Source organism: Streptomyces sp. Je 1-369 (genome assembly GCF_026810505.1).
Classification (GTDB): Bacteria; Actinomycetota; Actinomycetes; order Streptomycetales; family Streptomycetaceae; genus Streptomyces.
In genome coordinates this window covers 421,699-448,444 of record NZ_CP101750.1, presented here as the reverse complement: position 1 = coordinate 448,444, position 26,746 = coordinate 421,699, and the positions used below count along the sequence as shown (strand labels likewise).

General features: G+C 72.0%; 28 protein-coding genes. 16 read left to right on the top strand and 12 right to left on the bottom strand.

The genetic code is table 11. From position 1 onward, the window contains the following. Positions 1 to 39: 39 nt before the first annotated feature. On the bottom strand, positions 40 to 870 hold the full coding sequence (locus NOO62_RS02035; RefSeq protein ID WP_268769150.1) for a helix-turn-helix transcriptional regulator: 831 nt from the start codon (positions 868 to 870) through the stop codon (positions 40 to 42). A gap of 111 nt (positions 871 to 981) precedes the next feature. On the opposite strand from NOO62_RS02035, the gene NOO62_RS02030 reads away from it, so the two are divergent. Further along, positions 982 to 1,722 carry an SDR family oxidoreductase gene (locus NOO62_RS02030; RefSeq protein ID WP_268769149.1) on the top strand — a complete coding sequence of 247 codons (741 nt, stop codon included), beginning with the start codon at positions 982 to 984 and terminating at the stop codon, positions 1,720 to 1,722. Positions 1,723 to 1,742: 20 nt separating this feature from the next. Here NOO62_RS02030 and NOO62_RS02025 read toward each other — a convergent pair whose 3' ends face one another. The 3 genes from NOO62_RS02025 to NOO62_RS02015 are packed head-to-tail and all read right to left on the bottom strand — an operon-like array spanning position 1,743 to position 4,245. Next, positions 1,743 to 2,420, bottom strand: a complete 678-nt coding sequence (locus NOO62_RS02025; protein ID WP_268769148.1) for a response regulator — start codon at positions 2,418 to 2,420, stop codon at positions 1,743 to 1,745. Next, on the bottom strand, positions 2,417 to 3,640 hold the full coding sequence (locus tag NOO62_RS02020) for a sensor histidine kinase (RefSeq protein WP_268769147.1): 1,224 nt from the start codon (positions 3,638 to 3,640) through the stop codon (positions 2,417 to 2,419). Before NOO62_RS02020 ends, NOO62_RS02025 begins: the two co-directional genes overlap by 4 nt. Continuing rightward, positions 3,640 to 4,245, bottom strand: a complete 606-nt coding sequence (locus tag NOO62_RS02015; protein ID WP_268769146.1) for a hypothetical protein — start codon at positions 4,243 to 4,245, stop codon at positions 3,640 to 3,642. The genes NOO62_RS02020 and NOO62_RS02015 overlap by 1 nt, the downstream gene beginning before the upstream one ends. A gap of 156 nt (positions 4,246 to 4,401) precedes the next feature. Here NOO62_RS02015 and NOO62_RS02010 point away from each other — a divergent pair, with 156 nt between their 5' ends. After that, positions 4,402 to 4,740: a hypothetical protein gene (locus tag NOO62_RS02010; RefSeq protein ID WP_268769145.1), complete on the top strand. Its 339-nt coding sequence runs from the start codon at positions 4,402 to 4,404 to the stop codon at positions 4,738 to 4,740. Positions 4,741 to 4,872: 132 nt separating this feature from the next. On the opposite strand, the gene NOO62_RS02005 is transcribed toward NOO62_RS02010, so the two are convergent. After that, positions 4,873 to 5,112: a chaplin gene (locus NOO62_RS02005; RefSeq protein WP_268769144.1), complete on the bottom strand. Its 240-nt coding sequence runs from the start codon at positions 5,110 to 5,112 to the stop codon at positions 4,873 to 4,875. 200 nt (positions 5,113 to 5,312) lie between these two features. Next, positions 5,313 to 6,023, bottom strand: a complete 711-nt coding sequence (locus tag NOO62_RS02000; RefSeq protein WP_268769143.1) for a ribonuclease H family protein — start codon at positions 6,021 to 6,023, stop codon at positions 5,313 to 5,315. A 171-nt stretch (positions 6,024 to 6,194) separates the two neighbouring features. Here NOO62_RS02000 and NOO62_RS01995 point away from each other — a divergent pair, with 171 nt between their 5' ends. Continuing rightward, the gene (locus NOO62_RS01995; protein WP_268769142.1) at positions 6,195 to 6,683 is read left to right on the top strand and encodes a hypothetical protein; all 489 of its coding nucleotides are present in this window, start codon (positions 6,195 to 6,197) and stop codon (positions 6,681 to 6,683) included. A gap of 48 nt (positions 6,684 to 6,731) precedes the next feature. On the opposite strand, the gene NOO62_RS01990 is transcribed toward NOO62_RS01995, so the two are convergent. Beyond that, positions 6,732 to 7,790 (bottom strand): vWA domain-containing protein, encoded by a 1,059-nt coding sequence (locus tag NOO62_RS01990; RefSeq protein WP_268769141.1) that lies wholly within the window; start codon positions 7,788 to 7,790, stop codon positions 6,732 to 6,734. Between the two features lie 90 nt (positions 7,791 to 7,880). Further along, positions 7,881 to 9,137 carry an MFS transporter gene (locus NOO62_RS01985; RefSeq protein ID WP_414930754.1) on the bottom strand — a complete coding sequence of 419 codons (1,257 nt, stop codon included), beginning with the start codon at positions 9,135 to 9,137 and terminating at the stop codon, positions 7,881 to 7,883. Between the two features lie 129 nt (positions 9,138 to 9,266). Between NOO62_RS01985 and NOO62_RS01980 the strand changes: the two genes are divergently transcribed. Together NOO62_RS01980 and NOO62_RS01975 are read left to right on the top strand one after the other, a co-directional pair. Beyond that, positions 9,267 to 9,731, top strand: a complete 465-nt coding sequence (locus NOO62_RS01980; RefSeq protein ID WP_268769139.1) for a winged helix-turn-helix transcriptional regulator — start codon at positions 9,267 to 9,269, stop codon at positions 9,729 to 9,731. Between the two features lie 32 nt (positions 9,732 to 9,763). Continuing rightward, entirely contained in the window at positions 9,764 to 10,459 is a 696-nt protein-coding gene (locus tag NOO62_RS01975) for a haloacid dehalogenase type II (protein WP_268769138.1), read from the top strand. 39 nt (positions 10,460 to 10,498) lie between these two features. Here NOO62_RS01975 and NOO62_RS01970 read toward each other — a convergent pair whose 3' ends face one another. Further along, positions 10,499 to 11,377, bottom strand: a complete 879-nt coding sequence (locus NOO62_RS01970) for an alpha/beta fold hydrolase (RefSeq protein WP_268769137.1) — start codon at positions 11,375 to 11,377, stop codon at positions 10,499 to 10,501. Positions 11,378 to 11,578: 201 nt separating this feature from the next. Here NOO62_RS01970 and NOO62_RS01965 point away from each other — a divergent pair, with 201 nt between their 5' ends. Both NOO62_RS01965 and NOO62_RS01960 read left to right on the top strand, forming a co-directional pair. Then, a complete protein-coding gene (locus NOO62_RS01965; RefSeq protein ID WP_268769136.1) occupies positions 11,579 to 13,600 on the top strand; it encodes a BTAD domain-containing putative transcriptional regulator in 2,022 nt (673 codons plus the stop codon). 302 nt (positions 13,601 to 13,902) lie between these two features. Then, the gene (locus NOO62_RS01960; protein WP_268769135.1) at positions 13,903 to 14,643 is read left to right on the top strand and encodes a hypothetical protein; all 741 of its coding nucleotides are present in this window, start codon (positions 13,903 to 13,905) and stop codon (positions 14,641 to 14,643) included. Here NOO62_RS01960 and NOO62_RS01955 read toward each other — a convergent pair. Continuing rightward, positions 14,640 to 15,053, bottom strand: coding sequence for a VOC family protein (locus tag NOO62_RS01955; protein ID WP_268769134.1), 414 nt, complete (start codon positions 15,051 to 15,053; stop codon positions 14,640 to 14,642). The two genes, NOO62_RS01960 and NOO62_RS01955, sit on opposite strands and share 4 nt — an antisense overlap. A gap of 134 nt (positions 15,054 to 15,187) precedes the next feature. On the opposite strand from NOO62_RS01955, the gene NOO62_RS01950 reads away from it, so the two are divergent. Continuing rightward, positions 15,188 to 16,222, top strand: coding sequence for a helix-turn-helix transcriptional regulator (locus tag NOO62_RS01950; protein WP_268769133.1), 1,035 nt, complete (start codon positions 15,188 to 15,190; stop codon positions 16,220 to 16,222). 38 nt (positions 16,223 to 16,260) lie between these two features. On the opposite strand, the gene NOO62_RS01945 is transcribed toward NOO62_RS01950, so the two are convergent. After that, positions 16,261 to 17,178 (bottom strand): MBL fold metallo-hydrolase, encoded by a 918-nt coding sequence (locus tag NOO62_RS01945; protein WP_268769132.1) that lies wholly within the window; start codon positions 17,176 to 17,178, stop codon positions 16,261 to 16,263. A gap of 154 nt (positions 17,179 to 17,332) precedes the next feature. On the opposite strand from NOO62_RS01945, the gene NOO62_RS01940 reads away from it, so the two are divergent. Genes NOO62_RS01940 through NOO62_RS01930 form a run of 3 tightly spaced genes read left to right on the top strand, consistent with a single transcriptional unit; the run spans position 17,333 to position 19,643 of the window. Next, on the top strand, positions 17,333 to 17,605 hold the full coding sequence (locus tag NOO62_RS01940; RefSeq protein ID WP_268769131.1) for a hypothetical protein: 273 nt from the start codon (positions 17,333 to 17,335) through the stop codon (positions 17,603 to 17,605). Further along, positions 17,592 to 19,070, top strand: coding sequence for an amidase (locus tag NOO62_RS01935; protein WP_268769130.1), 1,479 nt, complete (start codon positions 17,592 to 17,594; stop codon positions 19,068 to 19,070). The genes NOO62_RS01940 and NOO62_RS01935 overlap by 14 nt, the downstream gene beginning before the upstream one ends. 24 nt (positions 19,071 to 19,094) lie before the next feature. Continuing rightward, on the top strand, positions 19,095 to 19,643 hold the full coding sequence (locus NOO62_RS01930; RefSeq protein WP_268775436.1) for a TetR/AcrR family transcriptional regulator: 549 nt from the start codon (positions 19,095 to 19,097) through the stop codon (positions 19,641 to 19,643). A 13-nt stretch (positions 19,644 to 19,656) separates the two neighbouring features. Here the strand turns inward: NOO62_RS01930 and NOO62_RS01925 are convergent, their stop codons facing one another. Then, positions 19,657 to 20,376 (bottom strand): MgtC/SapB family protein, encoded by a 720-nt coding sequence (locus NOO62_RS01925; RefSeq protein ID WP_268769129.1) that lies wholly within the window; start codon positions 20,374 to 20,376, stop codon positions 19,657 to 19,659. Positions 20,377 to 20,842: 466 nt separating this feature from the next. Here NOO62_RS01925 and NOO62_RS01920 point away from each other — a divergent pair, with 466 nt between their 5' ends. The 5 genes from NOO62_RS01920 (at position 20,843) to NOO62_RS01900 (ending at position 26,668) form a co-directional block, all read left to right on the top strand. After that, the gene (locus tag NOO62_RS01920; RefSeq protein ID WP_268769128.1) at positions 20,843 to 22,060 is read left to right on the top strand and encodes an MFS transporter; all 1,218 of its coding nucleotides are present in this window, start codon (positions 20,843 to 20,845) and stop codon (positions 22,058 to 22,060) included. Then, positions 22,057 to 23,841: an alpha/beta hydrolase family protein gene (locus NOO62_RS01915; RefSeq protein WP_268769127.1), complete on the top strand. Its 1,785-nt coding sequence runs from the start codon at positions 22,057 to 22,059 to the stop codon at positions 23,839 to 23,841. The genes NOO62_RS01920 and NOO62_RS01915 overlap by 4 nt, the downstream gene beginning before the upstream one ends. A 29-nt stretch (positions 23,842 to 23,870) precedes the next feature. Further along, the gene (locus tag NOO62_RS01910; protein ID WP_268769126.1) at positions 23,871 to 23,999 is read left to right on the top strand and encodes a hypothetical protein; all 129 of its coding nucleotides are present in this window, start codon (positions 23,871 to 23,873) and stop codon (positions 23,997 to 23,999) included. Positions 24,000 to 24,065: 66 nt separating this feature from the next. After that, positions 24,066 to 26,018: a RiPP maturation radical SAM C-methyltransferase gene (locus tag NOO62_RS01905; RefSeq protein ID WP_268769125.1), complete on the top strand. Its 1,953-nt coding sequence runs from the start codon at positions 24,066 to 24,068 to the stop codon at positions 26,016 to 26,018. Next, positions 26,015 to 26,668 (top strand): DUF5825 family protein, encoded by a 654-nt coding sequence (locus NOO62_RS01900; protein ID WP_268769124.1) that lies wholly within the window; start codon positions 26,015 to 26,017, stop codon positions 26,666 to 26,668. The genes NOO62_RS01905 and NOO62_RS01900 overlap by 4 nt, the downstream gene beginning before the upstream one ends. Positions 26,669 to 26,746: the final 78 nt, after the last annotated feature.

The following is a 26,746-nucleotide window of genomic DNA, read 5'->3' as shown; positions in this document are numbered from 1 at the left end:
AGAACAGGGCCGAGCAGTGGATGGGCGCGTGGTCCCCGGTTACGCCTTCCTCGGGGCGGTGGGGTCGGTGACCCGCGTGCGGTCGTTCGACTCGGCGTAGATCACCAGCGTCTGGTCGGGGCGTCCGGCCACGTGGAACGCCGTGTACGCGTACGTGATGACGTCGCGCCCCGGCGGCCGCAGTCGCTTGTGGCCGCCGCGGCGTTGCTCGACGTCGAACCGCGGCCACCACGCCCGCACTTCGGGGCTGCCGGTGTGCAGTTCCTCGATGAGCCGCGTGTACCGGGGGTCGCCCGGGTGGGCGCCGGTGAGGGTGCGGAGCCGGGCGAGCAGGCCCTGGGCCTCGGGTTCCCAGTCGACCAGGACTTCGCGGGCCGCGGGTTCCAGGAAGACCCAGCGCGCGAGGTTGGCCGGCCGGTCCGCGCCCGTGCGCAGGTGCGGGAACAGCTCCTCGGCCGCCGGGTTGTGGCTGAGTACGTCGTACGTGCCGTCGATGAGGTACGCCGGGTGCGGCTGGAGCAGCAGAGGGACGGCCGCGACCTCGGCAGCCAGTGATTCCGGCTCCGACGGCACGGTTGTGGGAGCGCGTCCGGCCAGCCGGAACAAGTGGTCGTGTTCGTGCGGGGCGAGGCGCAGGGCGTCGGCGATCGCGCCGAGTACCTGGTCCGAGACCCGGATGTCCCGGCCCTGCTCGAGATACGTGTACCAGGTGGCGCTCATCCCGGCGAGCAGGGCCAGCTCCTCCCGCCGGAGCCCGGGCGTGCGGCGCCGCCGCGTCGACGGCAGGCCCACCTCACGAGGCGTGACGCGCTCCCTGCGGCTGCGCAGGAACGCGGCGAGCTCCGTGCGTCGGTCCTGCGTCTCGCCCATGGGTACCACCTTTGATTCCAGGATAAGTCCGTTCTGGATACCAGATTAAGGGCCCCGCAGAGTGTGGGTGAACCGAACGAAGAACGGCACCACATGAGCGGAGTCCAGCGCATGACAGGCAGCATCAACGGCAAGGTCGTGGCCATCACCGGGGCGAGCAGCGGCATCGGCGAGGCGACCGCGCTGCTCCTGGCGGAGCGCGGGGCACGTCTCGTCCTGGGCGCACGCCGCACCGAACGGCTGGAGGAGCTGGCCGGGCGGATCACGGAAGCGGGCGGGGAAGCCGTCTGCCTGCGCACGGACGTGACCCGCGGCGACGACCTGCACGCCCTGGTCGCGCTCGCGCAGGAGCGGTTCGGTCGCCTCGACGTACTGGTGAGCAACGCGGGCGTCGGCACCGTCTCGCCGCTGGACGATCTCCGCACCGACGAGTGGGACCACATGGTCGACGTCAACATCAAGGGGCTGCTGCACGGCATCGGCGCGGCGCTGCCGGTCTTCCGCGCCCAGGGAGGCGGCCAGTTCGTCACGACCGCGTCGACGGCGGCGTACCGCGTCGTACCGTCGATGGCCGTGTACGCGGGGACGAAGGTCGCCGTCCGCGCCATCTGCGAGGGGCTCCGTCAGGAGGCCGGGCCCGCGCTGCGCGTGACCACCGTCTCGCCCGGGGTGACGGCCACCGGATTCGCCGACGCGTCGAGCAACGAGCGGGTCCGTGCGGACATCGCGCGGATGCGCGACGAGCTCGCGATCCCGCCGGTCGCGATCGCGCGGGCCATCGCGTTCGCCGTCGAGCAGCCCGCCGACGTCGACGTCAACGAGATCGTCGTACGGCCGACCGCGCAGAGCTGATCCGCGTGGGAATCGGCGGGTCAGGGCAGCGGCGGGGACGAGCCGGGTGTGACCAGCCCGCACTGGTAGGCCGCGGCGACCACCTGAGCCCTGTCCCGCATGCCGAGCTTCAGGAGGATCCGCCCGATGTGGGTCTTGACCGTCGCCTCGCCGATGAACAGGTGGGCCGCGATCTCCGCGTTGGAGAAGCCGTGCGCCACCAGGACGAGGACCTCGCGCTCCCGGCCGGTGAGCGCCGCCAGCTCCGCGGGAGCCGGTCTGATCCTCTCCGGCCGGGCGGCGAACTCGGCCAGCATGTCGGCGACCACCGCCGGGTCCAGCCAGCCGTCCCCCTCGGCGAGCGCACGGACCGCGCTCACGAGCTCGCCGGGCGCCGCGTCCTTGAGCAGAAAACCGGAGGCCCCGGCGCGCAACGCCTGATAGACGGCTTCACTGACGTTGTACGTCGTCAGGACCAGCACCCGGGCCTCGCCGGGAAAGGCGTCGGAGGTGATCTGCCGGGTCGCCTCGACACCGTCCGTACCGGGCATCCGTACGTCCATCACGACGACCGTGGGACGCAGCTCGGCGACGCGCGCCACCGCCTCCGCGCCGTCAGCGGCCTCGCCGACCACCTCGATGCCGTCCTCGCCGGTGAGCAGCATGGCGAGCGCGGAACGCACCATCGCCTGATCGTCGGCGATCAGTACCCGGATCACGCTCCGACCTCCTGCGGGGAGAGTTTCGCCGTCGGCAGCTCCGCGGCGACACGGAAGCCGTCGTCCCCGACCGGACCTGCTTCGAACGTGCCGCCGCACACCGCCACCCGCTCGCGCAGCCCCAGCAGGCCGTGACCGGTGGACAGGTCGGAGCGGGTGGCCGACGGGAAGCCCCGCCCGTCGTCCTCGACCGCGATCGCGAGCCGACCGTCCGCTCCGTGCCAGTCGAGGCGTACGACCGTGACCGCGCCGGGGCCCGCGTGCTTGGCCGCGTTGGTCAGGGCCTCCTGCACCAGCCGGTACGCGGTCAGGTCGACGTTCCTGGTGAGCGGGGCGGGGACGCCGGTGACGCGCAAGTGCGCGATCAGACCTGCCTGGCGCACCCCGTTCAGGAGCGGGTCCAGGTCGGCGAGGCCGAAGCCCGGCCCCTCGGCGGCGGCCCGCTCGCCTTCGGTGCGCAGCACCAGCAGCATGTGCCGCAGCTCGGCGACGGCGGTCTTGCCGCTCGACTCGATCTGGTCGAGCGCGTTCTCGACCCGGTCCGGGTCGGTCCGCAGCACATGGCGGGCCCCGCCCGCCTGCAGCACCATGACGGTGACCGCGTTGGCGACGACGTCGTGCAACTCCCGTGCCGTACGCGCCCGTTCGGACAGCACCGCCTCCTCCGCGCGGGCCACCGCGAGTCGGTCCCGGACCGCCGCGGCGCGCCCCGCACGCACCCAACGGCCGACCGCCCACACCTCCAGATTGAGCAGCCCGTAGAAGCAGGCGACCCCGAGCAGGGACGTGAGCTGCTCCGCATCGGGTACGTCGGCGAGCGCCGCCCGCACCGAGAGCGCGACCGGCACCGCCACGGAGACCAGCGCCAGCACGGCAGGCCGGGCGTTTCGCAGCGCCGCGACGGTGTAGAGCGCGGCGAGCAGGGCCAGGGTCGGGCTGTAGTCGAACGTCCCTGCGGCGGTGAGGAGTTCACCGCCGAGTGCGTGCGCCCACACGCAGCAGAACACCGCGCCGGGTGCTCGCCGCCGTACCGCGAGTGCCGCGTAGCCGAGGACCGCGTACCCGACCGTGAGCAGCCGGTCGGCCACTCCGACGTGGGGGAGTGCGAAGTCCGAGAAGAGAAACAGGTCGGGCAGCAGGAGGGCCGCGGCCAGCACCGCGTCCTGTACGACGGGCGCTGCCCGGTACAGCCTGCCGAGGACGGTTCCGGGGCCGGTCATCACGGTCCGGTCGGCGGGTGCGGCGTGTCGGGGTGCGGCGGGTGGGGCAGGCAGGTGCGGATGACGCGGCAGGGTCCGGCCGCGAGCGCGTCGAGCCGGTCCTCGCTCAGTGCCGTCAGGCTCGCCTTCCTGGGGCGGGTGGGCACCGGCGAGTCGTAGCCGAGCTCGCGCATCGCCGCCCACAGGTCGCCGTCCTCGGTGCGCAGCGCCTCGGCCAGCCGTTGCTGGGTGGCGGGCTCGGCACTGACCACATAGCGCGAGGGGCCGGAGAGCCGGACGACGCTGGCCAGCACGCCCGACGGGGGTTCGTCCTGGCCCTGCCCCAGGTCGAGGCCCTCGTCCCGGTCCTGGTCCTGGCCCTCGCCCTGGATGAGGTGCTCGATGTCGGCCACCCCGATCCGCTCCACGGGGCCACTTCCTTCGGGCACCGGCGAGATCACCGCGACCAGTGCCCCCGGCGGCTCGACGAGGAGCGGCGGCGGATCGGGGACGAGGAGCACGTCCCGGTCCACGAGGAGCGCTCGGGCGCCGATGGGTTCGAGGACGACGTCCGCGGCTTTGACCAGCGCGGTTGACGTATCCATGGGGTCGCTCGAGTCGCTCATGGGTCCATCAAACGTGCTCGTCTCCACGCAGAAACGTACACCCAGGGTCGTACACCGGTAATCCACTCCAGAGTGGACGCGATGGTAGTCCTGATGCGCGCATTCTCGTGGGTGTCGGAAACCCGTCCGACGAGGAGAAGGATCAGGGAGAAGGACATGGGATACCAGGTCAAGTTCTACCAGCTGCGGTGCATCGAGACCGAGGACGGCAGCGAGGACGAAACGTGGGTGGACTTCCGCGGCGGCCGCGTCTGGGGGCGCGGGGACATCAACAAGGGTGACGTCATCAACGTCAACAACGGGCCGTTCACCCTGTCCAACAGCGCGGCGGACGTCGTCTCCGTGTGGGAGGAGGACACCCTCGACCCCAACGACCACCTGGGCGACTTCCACATCAGCTCCGCCGTCTCGGGCCGCGGCGAGCAGGTCGCCGTGTTCCGCGGTGACGGCGCCCACTACACCCTCACCTACGAGGTGCGGCCGGACAACTGGTAGTCCCGCTCACCGCCGGGTGCGCCCCCCCCACGACGCACGAAAACGCGCCGCCGAAAGGGAAGGTCGGCGGCGCGCTTGCTCCTGCCCACCGCGGGAGGCCGACGCACGGTCTCCGCGGCGCGGGGTGTCAGGTCAGTCGTTGACGCAGGTGTTGCCGAAGGCCGGGTTCAGCAGGCCGACGACGTTGATGGTGTTGCCACACGCGTTGACCGGGATGTGGATCGGGGCCTGGATGGTGTTGCCCGAGATGACGCCCGGCGAGTTCTGGGCCGCGCCCTGCGCGCCGGCGTCGGCCGAAGCCAGACCCGCAGCGCCCATCACCAGGGCGCCGGTGCCCAGGACCACGCTCAGCGTCTTCTTCGTTGCGGACATGGTGGATCTCCTTGCAGTCGAATGTGCCTGAGGGCGCCCGGTCGGGTCACGACACGCCGTGCGCGACCGGAGCAGCACAACTCTGGGCGCCCGCGGTGATCAACGCGCGTTCCCCTTGTCGGACACGCGTCCTCGCCCGAATGCCGCAACGGCCGTCATGCGCCGCGTGATCCTCACCGCCGCCGAAGAGCCCGGCCGGATCACTCGCCCGCGGTCTCCCGGCACTCGACGTGGCCCCAGCCCTGTGCGTTCTTGGCGATCTTCTCGCCGGCGGCGTACGGCTTCTGGCAGTGGCAGCGGCCGGGGTACTTGGCCTTGATGACGGCGCCCGAGGACGCCTTACCCGAGCTCGCCCTCTTCGTACCGGCGGTGGCCTTGCGGGGTGCGCGGCTCGCGGGGGAGGAGGTCATGCGTTCCGCCCGCGGCTCCGGGATCTCCGTCGCGCCGTGGGCCGTGCCCGCGGGCTGCTGGCTCGTCGCGGCGTCGCTGGCCGCGACGTCCGCGATCGCGTTGAGGTGGTCGCCGTCCACGCGGTGCGCCGCCACGTGCCGGAACGTCACCTCGCGGCCCTGCAGCAGTGCGTCGATGCGTACGACGAGCTCCTTGTTGGCGACCGGCTTCTTCGCCGCGGTCTGCCACCCGTTGCGCTTCCAGGACGCGATCCACTTGGTGACCGCGTTCATCGCGTACTGGCTGTCCATCCGTACCTCGATCGGCACGGCGGGGTCGGTGGCCTCCAGGAGTTCCGCCAGCGCGGTCAGCTCGGCCACGTTGTTCGTGGAGTGGCCGAGCGGACCGGCTTCCCAGCGCTGCGGGTGGCCGTCCGCGTCGGCGACCACCCAGGCCCAGGCCGCGGGCCCGGGATTCTTCTTCGCCGCTCCGTCACAGGCGGCAATGATCAAGTCAGACATCCCCCGATCGTTTCATCCCGCGCCGACGGGCAGGAAACTGCAGGTCTCCGACGTCGCTGACACGGCCACCCGATGTCTTGTCGAGGAAATGCCGGGCACACGTACGTTCTGACCGAGCCGTGGCGGGGGGCGTGGTACTCCTGCGGTAGCCCTCGAGGAGAACGACACTCCATGAACGTGAACGATCACTCTCCCGTCGCCTGCGGCCGGCCCGGGCCCGGCGACCGGACCACCGTCGCCGACGGGGCCTGGCTCGCCGTCGCCTGCCAGCTCGCCACGGCGAGTCCGCCCTCGGAGTCGGAGCTCAGCGCGGGTGCCGTCGTCGTGGCCGACGACGGCACCGAACTCGCCCGCTCCTACTCCCGCGAGAGCGGCGCGCACCACCACGCCGAGGAAGGCGCCCTGGCCAAACTCCGGCCGGACGACCCGCGCCTGGCCGCGGCCACCCTCTACGCCTCGCTCGAACCGTGCGCGGAAGACGGCTCCGGGCGGCGCTCCTGCGCCCGGCTGGTCCGCGAAGCGGGGGTGCGCCGGGTGGTGGTCGCCCGGCGGCGGCCCGAGACGTCCGGCACCGGTCGCATCGAGGACGCCGGTGTCACCGTCATTGAATTGTCCGAGTACGCCGACGCTGCCAGATCCCCGAATTCTCATCTGATGTGATTGCCGGGTAGCCCGTCACTCGTCCTTCGCCTCCTTCTCCCAGACCTCTCAGAGCATGATGAGCAGACGCGTATTCGGCTTGAGTTTCCTGTTCACCGAACGACTCTGCACGTACACCTCCAACTTGGGATTGTTGCCCGCCTTGACGGAGACGGTTCCGTGAATACCCGTACCGAACAGAAGGCTGCGCGCCGCGTCGCCCGTATAAGCGCGGTCGGTGTCCTTCTCGACGACGATGACTTCCTTGTTCTGCTGTACCTGGGCCCGGGCACCCAACTGGTAATAGCAGGCGCCCCTTTCGTAGGCGACACCCGGATGCGAGTTGACGAAGGGGCGGATCTCTGCCTCCTTGTCGACCTTCAGGAGACGGTATTTGTCGGCCGGTATCGGTTCGAGGTTCGCGCGCACCTCGTCGACCGATATGTCCTGGCCGACGGCGAACAGGTTCTTCGTGCCGCGCACGCCCTGCTCCCGTCCGCGGAGGAAGCTGGTGGCGGCGGCGCGCACGGTGCCGATCGCGTCCTCGACGCCCTTCTGGGAGTCGGCGTCCCAGATGGCGATGTTGCCCGCCGGGAAGCCGTAGTTCTGCGCTGTACGCTTGGCCAGCGAGTTCGGGACGAGGATCGCGGACGTCCAGTGGCCGGGCAGCCCGCCCATCTTCGCCGTGATCCGGTCGAGCCACGGGCCGAGGATGCGCATGTCGCCGTCGTGGCGCCGGTCTCCGCCGGAGGCGTTCTCCTCGCCGTCCGTGACGACGATCTGGAGGAAGCTGTGCTCGCCGTACTCCTCCCAGATGTGCCCCAGGTCGTCCAGGGACTTCAGGGAAGCCTCGATGAGCGCCGTCGCTCCGTTCTTCACCCGGTACAGCCCACGCATGGACGGGAGATGCTTCACATCCATGTCCCAGACCAGGTTCTCCACCTTGTGGTCGAAGGAATAGAGGCTGATACGGGTCTCGTGACCGAGGCTGTCCGACTCGGCCTTCAGGCCCGCCACGAACTCGTCCACCACGCGAATGAGTTGGCTCTGGTGCGGCTGCATCGAACCGGAACAGTCCACTACCAGCGCGACGTGATTCACCTTGTGCTGAATCCTGTTTGCGGACACGTCAGTGTTCCCCCTCCGAGGTTCCCCGAGTGATGTTCCCCGAGTGATGTATTCACTCTATGTGGAGGCACTGACAACGGCCTTTGACGCTCAATCACCCACCCCGTCCGCGCAGCGCCGGGTGACCGCCCACAGGGCGAGACCGAGGCAGCTGAACGTCGCGCCGAGTGCACACACGGCACCCCAACCGCCCACCGTGTAGAGGGTGGTCGCCGCGATGGCGCCGGTGGCGCTGCCGATCGAGTAGAAGACCATGTAGCCGCCGATCAGCCGACTGCCCGCGTCGGGGCGCAGAGCGTAGATCAGGGTCTGGTTGGTGACGTGGACCGCCTGGACGGCGAGGTCGAGGAGGATCACCCCGACGATCAGGGCGGCGGGAGAGCTGCGAGTGAAGGCCAAGGGCACCCATGAGACGGCGAGCAGGGCCAGCGCCGTGCCGGTGGTCTGCCGGGAGAGTCCGCGGTCGTTGAGGCCCCCCGCCACCGACGCGGCCAGGGCGCCGGCGGCACCGATCAGTCCGAGCGCGCCGATCGCGCTGTGGGACAGGAAGTACGGCGCCTCGCTGAGCGGCAGCGCGACGCTGCTCCACAGGGTGCTGAAGGCGGCGAACACCAGCAGGCCGAACAGCGCGCGGAGCCGCAGCAGCCGCTCCCGGGCGAACAAGGTGACGGTGGACCGCAGAAGTTCGCCGTAGCGAAGGGACGTCCGCGGAGTGCCGCTGCCACGCGGGAGCACCAGGTGCAGGACCAGCGCGAGCAGGGCGGTGAGTATGGCCGAGGCGAGGTAGACGGAGCGCCAGCCCGCGAGATCGGCCATCACCCCGGACGCGGTGCGGGCCAGCAGGATTCCGACGACCACACCGCTGGTGACGAGACCGACGACCCGTCCGCGGTTCGCGGCGGGCGCCAGTGATGCCGCGAAGGCCACCAGGGTCTGCGTGACGACCGCGAGGAGCCCCGTGGCGGCCATGCCCGCGAGCAGCATTCCCGCCGTGCGGGCGGTGGCCACCACGGTCAACGCGCCGACCAGGAGCAGCAGTTGGAGCACGACGAGACGTCTGCGGTCGGCCGTGTCGCCCAGCGGCACGAGGAAGAAGAGCCCGAGGCCGTAGCCGACATGCGTGAGCGTGACGACGCTGCCGATGAGTGCCGGGCTCATGGCGAGGTCATGGCCCATGGTCACCAGGAGCGGCTGGGAGAAGTAGACGTTGGCCACGGCTGCCCCGCAGGCGACGGCGAAGAGGAGCACGATGCCGCGGGAGAGGGGGAGCGCGGCTTCTGGGGCCGTTTCGCATTCCGGGGCCGTTTCGAACTGTCGTCGCGTCACAGCCTGGCCGTCGCAGGGCATTCGCGTACACCTCCGCCTGTTTGTGCTCATGCTCACACCTGGTTGCAAGTTGCTACCAGATGGGGATGGTGACGGTAGCGGTCGCTGGTAGCATGTTGCAACTAGGGTGGAGAGCGGGAGGCGGACGCCATGGTGACCAGGACGCGTTTCGACGACAGTGAATGCCCGGTGGCCCGGTCGGTGGACGCCATCGGCGACTGGTGGTCGCTGCTGATCGTGCGGGACGCCTTCGACGGGAGCCGGCGCTTCGGTGAGTTCCAGCGCAGCCTCGGCGTGGCCAAGAACATCCTCACCGCGCGCCTGCGCACCCTCGTGGACGGCGGCGTCCTCGAATCCGTCCCCGCCTCGGACGGCAGCGCCTACCGCGAGTACGCCCTCACACCCAAGGGCAAGGCACTCTTCCCCGTCATCGTGGCGCTGCGGCAGTGGGGCGAGCAGAACTTCTTCGCGCCCGGTGAACCGCACTCTCAGCTGGTCGACCGCCGACAGGGGCAGAGTCTGCGCGCCCTGGAAGTGCTGTCCGCGGACGGGCGGCGACTGAGTCCCGACGACACGGCCGTCCACAAAGTCCCCGCCAGGACGTCAGCCCCATGACCGCTCGTCGCCCCGCTTCAGGAGTCACTCCCATGCCAGAGCTCGAAATCGATGCTGTCGTGTTCGACGTCCTCGGCACGCTGGTCGACGAACCCGCCGGGATCCACGCCGGCATCGGCGCCTTCGCCCCTTCGCTCGACGACTCCGAGGTCGAGCGGCTCCTGTCGCTGTGGCAGACGCATGTCGAGCGCGAGCAGCAACACGTGGTCGACGGCGTACGGCCCTACCTCACCAGCGACGCCCTCGACCTGGAAGCCGCGCAGCTCGTCGCCGCCGCCGCGCAGGTCGACGACGCGCATGCGGTGGCGGCACTCGCCGCGGCGGGACGCAGGCTCCCGCCGTGGCCCGACACGGTGGCAGGGCTGGCCCGGCTCGCCGAACGGTTTCCGCTGATGGGGCTCTCCAACGCGAGCAGGTCCGCGCTGCTGGAACTCAACGCGTACGCCGGACTGCGCTGGCACCAGGCGCTGTCCGCCGAGGACGCCCGGACCTACAAGCCCGACCCGGCGGTCTATCACCTGGCTGTCGCCGTTTCCGGGCGCCCGCCGGAGCGGCTGTTGATGGTCGCCACGCATGCGTGGGACTTGCGTGCCGCGCAGAGCCTCGGCCTGCGCACGGCTTACGTGGCACGCCCCGTCGGGGACCCGCCCACCTCCTCGGATACGTTCGACCTCTACGCCGATGACTTGCCCGATCTGATCAAGCAGCTCGACCGCCGTAGGGCGTAGGGCGTAGGGCGGGGAGATGGGCGGTAGGGGGTAGGGGGCTCAGCGGGTGAGCAGGTCGCGTATCGCCGCGCTGACCACGGTGGGCTCCTCCTCCGCCATGAAGTGGCCGCAGGACACGGTCCCGTGACGCAGGTCCGGGGCCCAGGCGCGCCACAGCGCGGCGGCGTCGAAGCCGAGCGCCGCGCCCCAGTCCTGCTGGAGCACGGAGACCGGCATGGCGAGCCGGTTGCCCGCGTCCCGGTCGACCTGGTCGTGCCGGACGTCGACGTGGGCCGAGGCGCGGTAGTCGGCGACGATGGACGGCACGGCTTCGCGGCACGCCATGAGGTAGGCGGCGCGTACGTCGGCGGGGATCGCCGCAGGATCGCGCGTCCAGATGTCGAGGAAGTGGCCGAAGAACGCGTCCGGGGCGCCGCCGATCAACTCCTCCGGCAGGCCGGGCGGTTGGGCCATCAGGTACAGGTGGAAGCCGACGGCGGCCGTGGTGCCGTGCATGACCTCCCACATGTCGAGGGTCGGCAGCACGTCGAGGGACAAGAGGTGCGTGACCGCTTCCGGGTGGTCGAGCCCGGCCCGTAGGGCGACGAGGGCGCCGCGGTCGTGCCCGGCCAGGGCGAACCGGTCGTGACCGAGGGCACGGGCCAGCGCGACGACGTCGGCCGCCATCGTGCGCTTGGAGTACGTTTCCCCGTCGAGGTCGGCCGGTTTGTCGCTGGCGCCGTATCCGCGCAGGTCGGGGCAGATCACGGTGTGCTCCTGGGCGAGGTCGGACGCGACGTGCCGCCACATGAGGTGCGTCTGCGGGAAGCCGTGCAGCAGCACGACGGGGCTGCCGGAGCCGCCGACGGCGACGTGGAGACGTACGCCGTCCGCGACAGGGACGTGCTGGTGATCGAAGCCGGGGACGGTCGGTGTCATGGTGAGCTCTCCGGGAGGATGGGGTGAAGCCGATGGGGCGAAGCTGATGGGGCGAGGCCGCTGGGGCGAAGCCGTGGCGGCGGACGCCTTCAGCCTGCCGCCGGTGAATCAGCAACCGATCAGTGAGCGGAAACGCACGGTCCGGACGGAATGGGCGGGACGGGCAGGACGAGTAGGACGGACAGGACGGGTGGAGTGGTGGTGACAGGAACGGAGTCTCCGGAACCGTCGGAACAGGTGCGGTTCGGGGTCCTTGGTCCCGTGGCGGCCTGGGGTTCCGGCGGTCCGCTCGCCCTCGCGGGGCCGCGGCAGCGGGCCGTCCTCGCCCGTCTGATCGTCGCCCGCCGCCACGTCGTGCCCGTCACGCGCCTCATCGACGACCTGTGGGACGACCCGCCGGAACGTGCCCTGGGGACGGTCCGGACGTTCGTCGCCGCGCTGCGCAAGGCCCTGGAACCCGACCGGCCGCACCGCGCACCAGCCCGCCTCCTCGTGACCGAGGGCCCGGGCTACGCGCTGCGCGCCGCGCCGGACGCCGTTGATGCCTGGCGGTTCGAAGCGGCCGTGAGTGAGGCCCGGCAGGTGCCGCCACCGGATGCGCTGCGCCGCCTCGACGAGGCGCTGGGGTGGTGGCGGGGTCCTGCCTACGCCGATTTCGCGGACGAGGAGTGGGCGCGTACGGAGCGTTCCCGGCTCGCCGAACTGCGCGCGCTGGCCGTCGAGCGGCGCGCCGAGGCCGCGCTCGCGTGCGGCGGGGCGGCCGATGTCGTGCCCGACCTCGACGCGCACGTGACCCGCCATCCGTGGCGTGAGGACGCTTGGCGGCTCCTGTCTCTCGCGCTGTACCGGGCGGGCCGGCAGGGCGACGCGCTCGCGACACTGCGCCGCGCCCGGGCCACGCTCGCCGATGAGCTGGGGCTCGACCCGGGCCCCGGCCTGCGCCGCCTGGAGGCGGACATCCTCGCGCAGGACGCGGCGCTGGATCCGGGGGAGGGGCGGCCGGAGGCAGTGAGCACGACGGCGGCGGCTACGGCGCTCTCGGCGTCCCGGCTCTGGAGCGAGGCGGCGGCGTCGTACGACCGCACCGTCGAGGCAGGCGCCCGCGCCCGTCTGGAGTCGACCGTCGGCCTCATCCGGAACCTCGCCGTGACCGGAGCCGGGGGACTGGAAGCCGCCCGGGGCCACCGCATGGCGGTGATCGAGGCCGCCGAGGAGCACGGCGACCCGGAGCTGACCGCCCGCGTGATCGGCGCCTTCGACGTACCGGCGATCTGGACGCGCGGCGACGACCCGGAACTCGCCCGGCAGATCGTCACCGCCGCGGAACGGACCCTCACGCACCTGCCGCACGACGCGTCCGACGCGACGCGCTGCCGTCTCCTCTCCACCGTCGCGGTGGAGACGCGCGGCGCAAGGACACCGCGCGGACCGCGGGCCGCGCGCGAGGCGGAACGGCTCGCCCGGCACCTCGACGACCCCGCGCTGCTCGCGTTCGCGCTCAACGGGACGTACATGCAGTCCTTCACCCGTGCAGGCCTGGCCCCGCGGCGCGATGCCATCGGCGCCGAACTCGTCGAACTCGCCGCGCGTCAGGGCCTGGTGACGTACGAAGTACTCGGCCACCTCATCCGCCTCCAGGCACGCGCCGGACTCGGCGACTTCCCGGGGGCCGACGCGCACGCGGCCGCCGCGACGCGACTCTCGGAGCGTCACGAACTGCCGCTGGTCGACGTCTTCACGCGGTGGTACGACGCCCTGCGAGCGGCGGCGTCCGGGGAAGTGGCACGTGCCGAGACCGCGCTGCGCGTCGCGGCCGCGCACCTGGACGAGGCCGGGATGCCGGGGATGCGTACGGGGCTGCTGCCACTCGCACTGGTGACCCTGCGCCTGGCGCACCTGCTGCCGCCCGAGGTCGACCTGTCCGCGGACTGGGGCCCGCACCGCCCCTGGGCCGAGGCGCTGGCCCTCGCGGAGACGGGGCGCCACGCCCAGGCGCACGCGGCACTGCGAGCCCTCCCCGAACCGCCGCCGGACCTGCTCTACGAGGCGCTGTGCTGTGTGGAGGCGGAGGCGGCACTGCGTTCGGGGGACCGGGCGGGGCTGGAGCGGGCCCGCTCGCGGCTGCTACCGGCCGCGGGGCAGCTGGCCGGTGCGAGCAGCGGGGTGCTCACGGCCGGGCCCGTGGACCGGTGGCTCGCCCGCGTCGCGGGCGCGCTTGCTTGACACATCGGGGAGGGCGGCCTCTGGCCGAGGCGTGAGGCTGAGGCGCGAGGCTGAGGCATGCGGATGAGGTGCGCGGCTGAGGTGCGGCAGGCGAAACGTTCTTGCCGTGCCCGGCCCCTCGTACCGACACTGTTCCCATGAACAGGGCGACGAGGGAACCACTGCCGGGAGGCGGGCTCGTCCTGGCCGTACCCGAGGCCGAGCCGGGCCCGCCATCGTCTCCGGCCCCAACCTCGTCCTCGTCTCCGTCCCCGCCCCCATCCCCATCTCCGTCCCCGCCCCCGCAACTTCGCTTCGAGCGGGTGACGCGCCGCCGCTGGACGCTGCTGCAGAACGAACGGCCGCTGATCCAGGCCCGGCTGGCGGGCGACGGATGCTGTCACGACCTCTACCTGCGCCGCCTGCCCGGCCACCGCTCCCCGCTGCCGCCCCTGTCCGCAGCGGCGATGCGGGCCGGGGGCGACTGGCCCCACCGGTACGCACGTTGGCTGGAGGATGCGGCGGAGTACGGTCCGCTCCGGCCCGGACGCTGGCGGTTGTCCCCGCGTACGACGTTCGCTCCCGGCATCTGGAGCTGCGACCTCGTCCAGGACTGGCCCGACGCGAAAATCGAGCTGCTCTGCGGGGGAGGCTGGCACGGCGTTCTGCCGCTGCGCCCGCTCCCGGCGCCGGACGCGCCGCGCGTCAAGGCCCTCCGCAAGCACGTCCGCGAGGGCAGCCTCGCGCCCGTGCTGCTGTGGTGGGTGTCCTTCCTGGACGGCTGGCTGCTCCTCGACGGTCACGACCGCGCGGCCGCCGCGCTGGCGGAGGGGACGGCCCCGGCCTGCGTGGAGCTGGTCCGCGTACCGGACGACGCCGACTGGCGGGCGACCGCAGCGGACATCACCCAGGGCCACGAGGAACGCATGGCGCGCCTGGACAAGCACCCCGCGACCCCGCACACCGCCCGCCAACGGCGGGCCATGGAACGGGGTTACGCCGACGCCCTCTCCACGCTCCCGTACGACGCGGCCGCCACGCCGCTGGACCCGAGGGACGCCTAGTTCACCTGCGGACGCGCCGCGGGGGTGAAGAAGTTGACGAGGTTGCCGTCGGGGTCGCGGAGGAGCAGGGAACGGTTGCCCCAGGGCATGGTGGTCGGACCGCTGACGAAGTCGGGGACCCAGTCGGTCAGGGCGTTGTGCAGTCGATCGACGTCGTCCACACGGAACTCGATGATCACGCTGTGGTTGTCGGCCGGGCGCGCGGACCCGGGGGCGAACAGCGGAACCGTGCGTGTGCCCGCTATCGCCAGGGTCGCGGTCGGGGTCCTGAGCTCGGCGAAGTCCTCGGTGGCCCAGGTGGCCGGGGTGCCGGTGGCTTTCTCGTAGAAGTCGACGAGACGTGCGACGTCGTCGGTGATGATGCGGACGGAGACGAAGTCGGTCGTTTCGGTCGTTTCTGTGGCGTGCATGCTGCTCTGCTCCTCGGCTGAGTGTTGCGTGGCGCCGCGCCGCGACGTGTCGTGCTGCGCTGCGGTCCGTGTGTGCTGCACGCTAGGACAAATAGTGGACAGAATCGGTCCTGTATTCGCGTTAGGGTGCGGATATGTCTCGACCGGTGGGCCGCGTGCTCACGCTCCTGGAACTTCTGCAGTCGGGCGGCACCCGCACGGTGGCCGAACTGGCCGACCGGCTCGGTGTCGACGGGCGGACCGTACGGCGCTACGTGGACCAGCTGACCGACCTCGACGTGCCGGTCGAATCCGTGCGCGGCCGCTACGGCGGATACCGCCTCGCCCCCGGCACGGCGCTGCCCCCACTGATGTTCAGCGACGACGAGGCGCTCGCTGTTCTGCTCGGGCTGGTCGCGGGACGCCGAGCGGGCCTCACGCCCGACGGCACGGCAGGCGAGACCGCGGCGGCCAAGATCCGGCGCGTGCTGCCCGTCCGCATCGCCCGCAGGCTCGACGTGGTCCTGGACTCCCTGGCCTTCACCGACGAGCCGGGCGCGTTTCCCGCGCCGGACGCGGAGGTGCTGCTCGCCCTCGCCGACGCGGTACGCCACCGTCGGGCCGTCGCGCTCCGGTACACGGACCGCAAGGGGCGGCGCGGTGACCGCACCCTGCACCCGTACGGGATCGTCGCCCACACGGGCCGGTGGTACGTCACCGGCAAGGACCCGGAGATCGACGAGTACCGGACCTTCCGGCTCGACCGCATCACGTCCGCACGGCCTCTGGCAGGCGGTTCGTACGAGGTACCGGACGGGTTCGATGCGGCGGACCGCGTGCTGACCGGGTTCGCCACGGCCGCGTACCGGTATGAGGTGACGCTGCGGATCCAGGGCACGGTCGAGCAGGTCCGGGCCCGCCTTCCCGCGAGCGTCGCGAGTCTGGAGGAGTGTGCTCCCGGCGACGACGAGGGTGACCGGGGAGGCGAGGGTGACGAGGGAGCCGAGGGCGAGGGGCGGGGCGGACGTGAATCCTGGCTGCGGGCCGAACTACGGGCGCAGAGCCTCGACTGGCTGCCTCCCGTGCTCGCGTCCCTCGACCGGCCGTTCGTCATCGAAGGCCCTGAAGAACTGCGCGGTCTCGTCGCAGAGTTCGCCGAACGCCTCGCCTCCTTCGCCCGCTCGGCCTGATCGCGGCGGTCGGTGGCGGTCCGCGGCGGTCCGTGGCGCTAGGCGCGCGTCGGCGGGACCGGTGTCAGGCGGTACGTATCCCCGTCGGACACCACGCGTCCGGCCGTCGGGTCGGGGAAGTGGGTGCCGAGGAGCAGCGTCTCCGTGTCGGCGAGCGAGGCGAGCAGGTCGCTGCGGGTGGCTTCGGCCTGTGCGGGGTCGATGTCGACGCAGCTTCCGAGGTGGGGGTGGGGGAGTTGTACGGGGTGGTGGAGCAGGTCACCCGTGATGAGGGCTGATCGGCCGTGGCTGCTCACCTGGACGGCGAGGTGTCCGGGGGTGTGGCCGGGGGAGGGCACGAGGCGCAGGCCGGGGGCGACTTCGGTGCCCTGGGCCGGGACGTCGACGAGGTCGAGCAGCCCCGCGTCCTCGATCGGGTACACGGAGTCGCGGAACATCTGCTGTCGCGGTTCGTCCATGTCGTACGCGGCCCAGAACTCCCGCTCGACGCGGGAGGTGACGTAGCGGGCGCGGGGGAAGGTGGGCACCCAGGACCCGTCCTCCTCACGGGTGTTCCAGCCGACGTGGTCGGTGTGCAGGTGGGTGAGGATGACGAGGTCGACCGAGTCGGGCGGGAAGCCCGCGTCGGTGAGGCGTTGCGGGTAGTCGGTGCGGAGGTCGTGCCAGGCCGGATTCGCGCGCGTCTTGCCGTTGCCGATGCCGGTGTCGACGAGCACGCGAAGTGTGCCCACGGTGAGCGCGAAGGTGTGGCTGTCGAGGTGCAGGGTGCCGGTGGCGTCGGCGAAGTCCGGTTGCAGCCACGGGTGTTGGGCTACCACGTCGGGCGTCGCGGTCGGGAGCAGCCAGGGGCCGGTCTCGGGCGGCAGGGGGATCTCGTCGACGCGGTGGATGGTGACGTCGCCGACCGTCCAGTGGGGGGCTTGGGTTCGGAGCGGGGGCGAGGTCCGGGTCTGCATGTGTGCTCCCTGGTGGGCGTTGACTGGTTAAGGCTAAGCGTTTGCGTTAAGTGAGCGTAGGCCCTACGTTGGGTCTAACGCAAACGCTTAGCTTTAAGTGCGAGTGCGGGGCTCGCCCGCCTCCCTCCGCTTCCCCGCCGAGAAAGGGACCCCCATGCCCGATACCGAACCGCCCCTCACCCCGCCCGAGGCCGCCCGATGGGCGGCACGTTCCGGACTTCCCCTGGCGAGTGACCGGGCCCAGGCGGTCGCGGCCACGGCCGACCACATCCACTCCGTCGTAGCCGTCCTGCGGGAACTGGACTTCGCCGACACCCCGCCCGCCGCTCACCGCGCGGCAGAGGAGACCCACGTAGACGTAACCCACGAAGGCGAAACCCACGAAGGCGAAAACCACGTAGAGGAGACCCGCAATGCAGCCGTATGAGTTGACCCTCGCCGCCGCGGCCGAGGAGATCCGCACGCGTCGGCTGTCCCCCGTCGAGCTCGTGGACTCGGTGCTCGACCGGATCGCCCGCACAGAACCCGCCCTCCAGGCCTACGTCACCGTGACGGCGGAGCGGGCGCGCGACGCGGCGCGAGCGGCCGAACGGGCAAGCGCAGCCGACGCCGCGAGCCGCACGTCTTCGCACGGCCCGCTGCACGGCATCCCCATGGCGCTGAAGGACCTGATCGACGTCGCCGGTGTCGCGACCACCGCGAGCTCCCGCGTCCGGGCGGAGCACCCCGCGGCCGCCGCCGACAGCACGGTCGCCGCACGCCTGGCCAAGGCGGGCACCGCCCTCGTGGGCAAGACCCACACCCACGAGTTCGCCTTCGGACTCACCACGCCCCAGACCCGCAACGCCTGGCACCCGGACCGTGTGGCGGGCGGTTCCAGTGGCGGTTCTGCCGTCGCCGTCGCGGCCGCAGCGGCGACCTTCGCCCTGGGGACCGACACCGGAGGGTCGATCCGCGTGCCGGCCGCGTTGAACGGCGTCGTCGGCCTCAAGCCCACGTACGGCCTCGTCCCCCGGCACGGCGTGACGTCCCTGTCCTGGTCGCTGGACCACGTGGGCCCCATCACGCGTACCGTCGAGGACGCCGCCCTGGTGATGTCCGTCCTCGCGGGGCATGACCCCCGCGACCCCGCCAGCCTGCCCACCCCGTCCTCCGTGGACTACCGGCCGCCGGCGGGCGCGGACCTGACGGGAGTACGGGTCGGCGTACCGCGCAACTACTACTTCGAGCACGTCGACCCCGAGGTCGAGACGGCGGTGCGCGGCGCCGTCGAGCAGCTCGAAGCCCTCGGCGCGACGCTCGTCGAGGTCGAGATCCCGATGACCCGGTACGTCCAGGCCACCCAATGGGGCCTGATGGTGCCCGAGGCCACCGCCTACCACGAGCAGACCCTGCGCTCGGCGCCCGAGCGGTACGGCGCCGACATCCGTGTCCTGCTGGAGGCCGGTGCGCTCATGTCCGCCGGCGACTATCTGCGTGCCCAGCGGGCCCGGACCCTCATGCGGCAGGCGTGGCTGCGCATGCTGGACGAGGTCGACGTGGTCGCCGCGCCGACCGTTCCCTTGACCGCGGTACATACGGACCAGGAGGTCATCGTCTGGCCCGACGGGACGAGCGAGAGCGTCTCCGACGCGTATGTCCGCCTGTCGGCCCCCGCGGACATCACCGGCGTTCCGGCGCTGTCCGTGCCGGTCGGCCGCGACGGCGCGGGGATGCCCATCGGCATGCAGCTGCTCGGACGGCCGCTCGCCGAGGCCACGGTGCTGCGGGTGGGGCACGCGTACGAGGAGGCGGTGCCCGCGCGTGGCTACGCTCCGGTGCCGGTTCCAGCGCCCCCGGCGATCCCGGCGGTCCCGGCCGTCCCGGCGGACCTGCGCGTGGACGCGCTTTAAGGTGATGTCGTGAGTCGTAGACCGATGGCGCGCCCCGGCGGGCGCAGTGCCCGCGTCCAGGAAGCGGTGCACACCGCCGTACGTGAACTCGCGGAGGAGGTGGGCCGCGACGCGCTGACCGTTCCCCTGATCGCGGCCCGCGCCGAGGTCACCCCCTCGACGGTCTACCGTCGATGGGGCGATCTCCAGGCGCTGCTGTCCGACGTGGCGGTCGAGCGGCTGCGTCCCGAGGCGCCGCCGGAGGATCTGGGGGACCTCAGGAACGATCTGCGGTCCTGGGCCGAGCAGTTCCTCGACGAGATGGGCTCGCCCGCCGGCCGCGCGTACATCCGCGACGCCCTGCTCGGCGACCCGGACGGCAGCAACGCGGGCCAGTGCTCCGCCTACGCGGCCGAACAGGTCGACGTCATCCTCGCCCGCGCGGCGGACCGCGGCGAGACCGGACCCGACGTCGAGACGGTCCTTGACCACGTCGTCGCGCCGATGATGTACCGCATCCTGTTCCGCCCGTCCGGACACGACGCGGCGTACGCGCGACAGCTGGTGAGCGGAGTGCTCGACGCGCCGACGTAGGTGACCGGACCCCTCACTCGTCCCCGTAACCCGGCCGCGCGCACGCCACCACCCCGTCCACCGCCACGAAGCGCGCCGTCAGCGTGTCGCCGTCGCCGCGGCCCACCACGGCCAGGAGCACCTCGACCGTGTGTTCCGTCTCGTCGCCGTAGGCGCCCTTGGGGACGGAGGCGCTGAGGGTGCGCACTTCGGCGATGTCGTAGCCGGCGCGGGCGCACTCCGCGAACAGGTCGGGCAGCAGGCCCGGGCGTTGCAGGTAGGTGATGCGGTAGTGGACGGGGACCGAGCGCAGGAGTGAGAGGCGCCGGGCCAGGGGGCGGACCGCGTACGCGACGAGGAAGTACGAGGCGGTGGCGAGCACCGCGAGCAGGGGCAGACCGGCTGCCGCCGCCGAGCCGACGGCGGCCGTCAGCCAGATGGTGGCCGCCGTGGTCAGGCCCTGCACGGAGCCCCGGTGTACGAAGATGACCCCGGCGCCGATGAAGCCGAGACCGGAGACGATCTGCGCGGCCACCCGGGACGGGTCGAGGGTGACGGTGCCCGACTGCAGCACGTCGGTGAACCCGTACTTGCTGACCAGCGTGAACAGGGCGGCGCCCACGCCGACGGTGGTGTAGGTCCGCAGGCCCGCGGCCTTCTGCCGGATCTCGCGCTCCAGGCCGATCGCGGCGGACAGGCCGAAGGCCACGGCGAACTCGGCCAGCTGCACCCAGCCCTGGCCACTCGGTTCCATCACTCGTCCTCACCCCGGCCGTACGGTCTTCCGACCTTCCTCGTGCCCACTGTTGCCGATGGGACACACCTCCGCGATCGGGGCGGCGTCGAGCGGGATCGTCGCGAACCGGCCATAGTCCGGACCGGACGGCTCCGCCAACGCCTGCTCCGAGTCCCGGAGGTGGCGGTGTCTGCGTACGTAATTACCCTCTGTCGCGCATTGATGTACGTGTCCGTCATGGCGTCCCCCGTGTCACAGGTGACGCTCAGGTCCCATCCGTCTCGTGCGTCATGTCGGAACTCGGGCCTCCCCTTGTGGTCGTGCCGAGGGTCCGCCTTGCGCTCCCTCCGCCGCGCTTTTCGGACAGCGGATCCCGCACCTTGTAGCCCGCTCGCGGCGCTGGCTACGATCCCGCTCTCGTTTCACTCCCATCCCAGTTTCTTCACATCTCTTCACGGCTGCTTCATGTGCATGGAGGAAATGCGTGGAGTCGTTACCCCTCTCTTCCGCAGGCACCTCCGCCCGCGACTTCCGGCTCTTCTGGTGGGCCAACGCGGCCGACGCGCTCGGCACCCAGGCATCCGGTGTCGTACTCCCACTGCTGCTCCTCTCGCTCGGCCACTCCGCGCAGACCGCGGGGCTCGTCGCCGGCCTTTCGCTGGCCGCCGGAATCCTGCTCGGACCGCTCGCCGCCGTCCCCGCCGACCGCGGCGCCCGCAAGACGATCATGTTCTGGTCCGCCGCGGTCTCCGCGCTCGCCATGGGCTCCGTCGCCCTGGTGCTCGCCCTCGGACACCTCACGCTCACGCACCTCCTCGGCGCCGTCCTCGTCGAACGCTTCGCCACCGCCACCCACGACGCCGCCTCACGCGGCACGGTCGCCCTGGTCTGCCCGCCCGACGACCAACCCCGCGCCTTGGCCCGGCTCGCCGCCGCCGACCAGGGCGCCCTCATCCTCGGGCCCGCCATCGGAGGCGCCGCCTACCAGCTGTCGCGTGCGCTGCCGTTCCTGGCCGACGCCGTCTCGTACGCCGTCGCGGCCTGCTGCGTACGCGGCATGCGGGCCGAGCTGAAGGCCCCGGCGGAGCAGCCCATCGGGGGAGGGCTGCTCCGCGAGGCGGCCGCCGGGCTGCGCCTCGTGCGCCGCGAACCGCTGCTCCGCCTCGTCCTGGTGTGGATCGCCCTCGTCAACGGCGTCGCCGTCGCGCTCTACTACGCCGCCGTCTTCGCCCTGGAACGCTCCGGCTCGGGCGCCCTCCCGCTGGGCGTCGTCCTCGCGGTCTCCGGCGCCGCCGGTCTCGCCGGGGCGCTCGCCGCGCCCCGGGTCGCCGTACGGGTCGGCGCCGCCCGGGTCCTCGTCGGCGTGACCTGGCTGCTCGTACCGCTCACCGCGGCCCTCGCCACCGCCGCGGGGCCCTGGACGTACGGCCTGCTGCTCGGCGCGGTCTGCCTGCTCGTGCCGCTGCCCGCCGTCGTCCTCCAGGCGCGCGCCCTCCTCGTGACGGAACCCTCGGTGCAGGCGCGCGTCGGCGCGGTCCTCGCGACGGCGTCCGGTGGCGCCGCCGCCCTCGCCCCCGTCCTCGCGGGACTGTGCGCGGACCGGGTCGGCACCGCCGCCCCCGCACTGGGCTGCGCCGCCCTGCTGACCCTGCTCGCCGTGCACACCACCCGCCGCGCCGCCCTCGCGGAGGCCGCCGCGTGAGCCGCTTCCAGGTCTACCGCGCCGCACTGCCCGAGGTGTGCGCCGCCGACCCGCGCCGGATGGTCTACACCGCCGACGCCGAAGGCCGCTGCGAGGTCTGCACCTGGGACGCCGCCACCCGCACCTCCCGCCGGGTCACCGACCGGCCCGGCGGCACCCTGCACGGCGCCATCGACCGGGACGCGCGAGTCTGGTGGTTCGACGAGGACGCCCGGGGTGTCGGCCTGTGGCGCCAGCAGGCCTTCACCGGCGGACGCGACCGGCCGGGACTCACCGGCGTCCCGGACGGCACCGCCCGCGGCCTCGCCGTCATCGGCGGCCCCATCGCCACCCTCGGCATCGGCCTCGACGACAGCACCACGATCCGCATGGGCAGGCGCGGCGGCCCCGGCCGCGAGGTGACGCGCGTCGATGGACCGGCCGCCCTCGCCGGAATCGCCCCGGGCGGCGACCTGCTGGCGCTCACCCGCACCGCGGACTCGCCCGCAGCCGTCTCCCTCCTCACCCCCGACGGCACCGTGGTCGCCGTCCTGCCCGGCGACGGCCCGTACGGCAGACTCTGGGCCCTCGGCTTCGCACCCACGGGACCACGCCCCACGCTCCTCCTCGTCCGCGAGTACGAGGACCGCTACCTGCTCGCCACCTGGACGCCCGCCACCGGCGCCGCCACCCACGACTGGTGCGCCTTCGACACCCAGATCACCGCCCGCTGGTACCCGGACGGCCACTCCGTCCTGATCCGCCAGGACCGCCACGGCCGCTCCCTGCTCCACCGCGCCCACCTCACGACCCGCACCCTCACCCCCGTACCGACCCCGCCAGGAACGCTCCTGGACGCCGCCCCGCGCCCCGGCGGCGACCTCCACACCCTCTGGACCGACACCACGCACCCGCCGACGATGACCTCCAGCACCGGCACCCCCCTGCCCCCGCTCGGCACCGTCACGTGCCACGTCCCCGGGACCGTGCGGGACATCCGCACCCCCGGCCCCGACGGCCCCGTACACACCCTGCTGAGCCTCCCCGAGGACGGCCAAGGACCGCACCCCGCCGTGTTCCTCGTGCACGGCGGCCCCGCCGACCACGACCGCGACGCCTACGACGGCACCCTGCACTCACTCGTCGCCTCCGGCTTCGCCGTCGCCCGGGTCAACTACCGAGGCTCCACGGGCTACGGACCCCGCTGGCAGCGCGCGTACCGCGACGGCGTCGGCCACACCCAGGTCGCCGACCTCGCCGCCGTGCACGCCGACCTCACCGCGCGTGGCCTGATCCGCCCGGACGCGACCGGCCTGTGGGGCACCTCGTGGGGCGGCTACCTCGTCCTGCTCGCCCTCGGCACGCGGCCCGGCCTGTGGCGGGCGGGCGTCGCCGTGAAGCCCGTCGCCGACTACGCCGCCGCCCACGCGTCCGGCACCGTGGCCCTGCGCGCCCTCGACGAGCGGCTGTTCGGCGGCACACCCGACCAGGTGCCCGCGCGGTACGCGCACAGCTCCCCGATCCGGTACGCCGCCCGCGTACGGGACCCGCTGCTCGTCGTCGCCGCCACGCACGACACCAAGTGCCCGGCGCAGCAGGTCCGTTCCTACCTCGGCGCCCTCGCCGCCGCCGGTGCCCGGCACGAGTCCCTGTGGCTGGACTCCGGGCACGACGGCTACGACGGAGGCGACCACATGACCGTACTGCGCCGCGCGGTGCTCTTCCTCGACCGGGAGCTCCGCGCACCCAGACGCCCCGCTCCGAGAGGTGAGGGGTCAGTGCACCACACCGTGCAGCACTGAATCACTGAACTACCGAGAGGAGAGAGCCCATGCAGAAGGACGTCATCCACAACGACCCGCTCGCGGAGGACGAGACGAACCGGAGGCCGAGCGTCGGCATCACGGTCACCGTCCCGTTCCGCAACGCCGAGGACGGCGAAGACAGCGTCGAGGACTGATCCCCACCGGCCGGCCCCCGGGCACACCCCGGGGGCCGGCCGGCCCATACCCCCGGAGGAGCGCCCATGCGCGTACTGCTGGTCAACATGCCCTGGTCGCCCATCGACCTTCCGTCGCTCGCCCTGGGCATCCTCAAACGGAGCGTGGACGAGCGCGTCCCCGGCGCCACCGCCGAGGTGCTGCACGCCAACCTCGCCTTCACCGACTGGATCACCGAACGCACCGAATTCTCCGGTGACGACTACGAGTACTACGCGCTCTCCTCGTACTTCATGGGCTGCGGCGACTGGGTCTTCTCCTCCGCGCTCTACGACGACCCGGAGTGGCGGGACGACGAGTTCACCACCGTCATGACCGGCAAGCTGAAGGCCGCGCGGATGAAGATGACACGCGAACTCCACCGTGTCGTCCCCGAGTTCGTCGAGATGATCGCCCGGCAGGTCGTGGCGAGCGAACCCGACGTCGTCGGCTTCACCTCCACCTTCCAGCAGAACACCGCGGCCCTCGCCTGCGCCCGCCGCGTCAAGGAACTCGCCCCGCACCTCGTGACCGTCATGGGCGGCGCCAACTGCGACGGAGAACAGGGCGCGGCCGTGCACCGCAACTTCCCCTTCGTCGACCACGTCGTCCGCGGCGAGGGCGAGGCCGCCTTCCCCGCGCTCCTCACCGCGCTCACCGAGAAGACCCCTCTCGACGACATCCCCGGCCTCTGCCACCGCGACGCCGAGGGAAGGAGCGTCGCCAACGCCATGGCCACCCGGCCGCTGCCGCCCGCCGCGATCCTGCCGCCCGACTACAGTGGCTACTTCGAACGCCTCGCCGCGTCCGTGGCCCGCAACTGGGTGGAGCCCAAGCTCGTCGTCGAAGGCGCGCGCGGCTGCTGGTGGGGTGAGAAACACCACTGCACCTTCTGCGGGCTCAACGGCTCGTTCATGGAGTTCCGCTCCAAGAGCCCGGACACCTTCTACGACGAGATCATGGACCTGGCACGCCGCCACCGGGTCCTGGACATGTACGTCGTCGACAACATCCTCGACATGCGCTACCTCACCACCGTGCTGCCCCGCATCATCGACAGCGGCTACGACCTGCGCCTGCACATCGAGATCAAGGCCAACATGAAGCGCAGCCAGCTGCGCACCCTCGCCGACGCGGGACTCATCTACGTACAGCCCGGCATCGAAAGCCTCAACAGCCGGGTCCTCGACCTGATGGACAAGGGCGTGAGCGGCTGCCAGAACGTCCGGATGCTCCGCGACGGCGCCGAGACGGGACTCTCCGTCGCCTGGAACTACCTCCACGGCTTCCCGGGCGAGAGCGCCGAGGACTACGACCCCGTCATCGCGCAGATCCCCGCCCTCGAACACCTCGACCCGCCCGTCGACCTCTCCGCCCGCATCGCGATCGAACGCTTCAGCCCCTACTTCGAGCGCCCCGAACTCGGCTTCACCGGCCTGCGGCCCGAGGGCCACTACCGCTTCACCTACGACCTGCCCGAAGAAGAGCTGTACGGCATGGCGTACGTCTTCGAGGCCCCGGCCCGCGGCATCGGCGAACCCACGGTGAAAGCCCTCAACGAGGCACTCGCCGACTGGCGGAAACACCACACCGACGCCCGCCTCACCCACGACGACCACGGCGACCGCATCGTCCTCGTCAGCCGCCGACGCACCTTCTCCTGGCGCGCCATGGAGCTCACCGACCCCTTCGAGCTGGCCGTGTTCCGCCTCCTCGACCAGCCGCACAGCGTCCAGGCGCTCCTGCGGAAGGCCGCCGCGCGGGTCTCCGACATGACCCTCGACGAGACCAGGGTCCAGGCACTCCTCGACTCCTGGCTCGCCCTCGGCATCGTCTTCGCCGACGCGGGCCAGTACGTCCACGTCGCACCGGCCGCGGTCAACGAGGACCTGCTCCGACTCGACTTCATGCGGCACATCCACACGGAGGACACGGCGCTCACGTCCGTTTCCACGCCCGTGCCCGTGCCCGAGCCCGCCCGATCCGGAGGAGCACAGTGACCGCGACCCTCGCCACGCCGACCCTGCTCGCCTGGCGCGACTACGACCCCGACGCGTGCGCGCTGCCCGGCATGTTCCTCGGCGAGGTGCCGCTGCCCGGACCGCCCCGCGGCCAGGCCGAACGCCTCTGGCAGCTCGGCGCGCGCCGGGTGCGCCTGCCCGACCCCGTCGACCTCACGGTCACCGCGGACCCGGCCGCCGCCCTGCACGGCCTCGGCCTCGTACGGGACCTGACCGCGCGCGCCGTCATGGTCGAGTGGAGACTGCGGCTCGACCCGGACTCGGAGGACAGGTGGCGCATGCTCAGCCACCTCCAGCCGCCCGCGGTGCTGCTCGGCCCCGAGGGCGCCGAGGACGCGCTGAACACCTGGCGGCGCGGCCACTACCTGTGCAAATGCCTGTGGCGCAAAGGCCCGGGGTTCATCCAGATCCGCGACCGCAGGTGGGGCGAGCTGCGCCGCTTCACCGCCGACGAACCCGAGTACGAGACGGCCATCGACCGCCTCGACCACGGCGCCCTCGCCGACACGGTGCCCAAGGCGGTCCTGGACGACTTCCGTGCCGAACAGCTCGTCATGGACATCGGCCCGTACGCGTGGTGGCTGCCGTACCGCGTGAGCCGCTGGCTCCAGCAGTCGATCGCGATCTGAGGGGGGAGCAGACAACAGAAGAGGGGGAGTAGAGGACAGAAGCTGACCGCGTCGCCTGCGACTGTGGTGCTCGGCCGC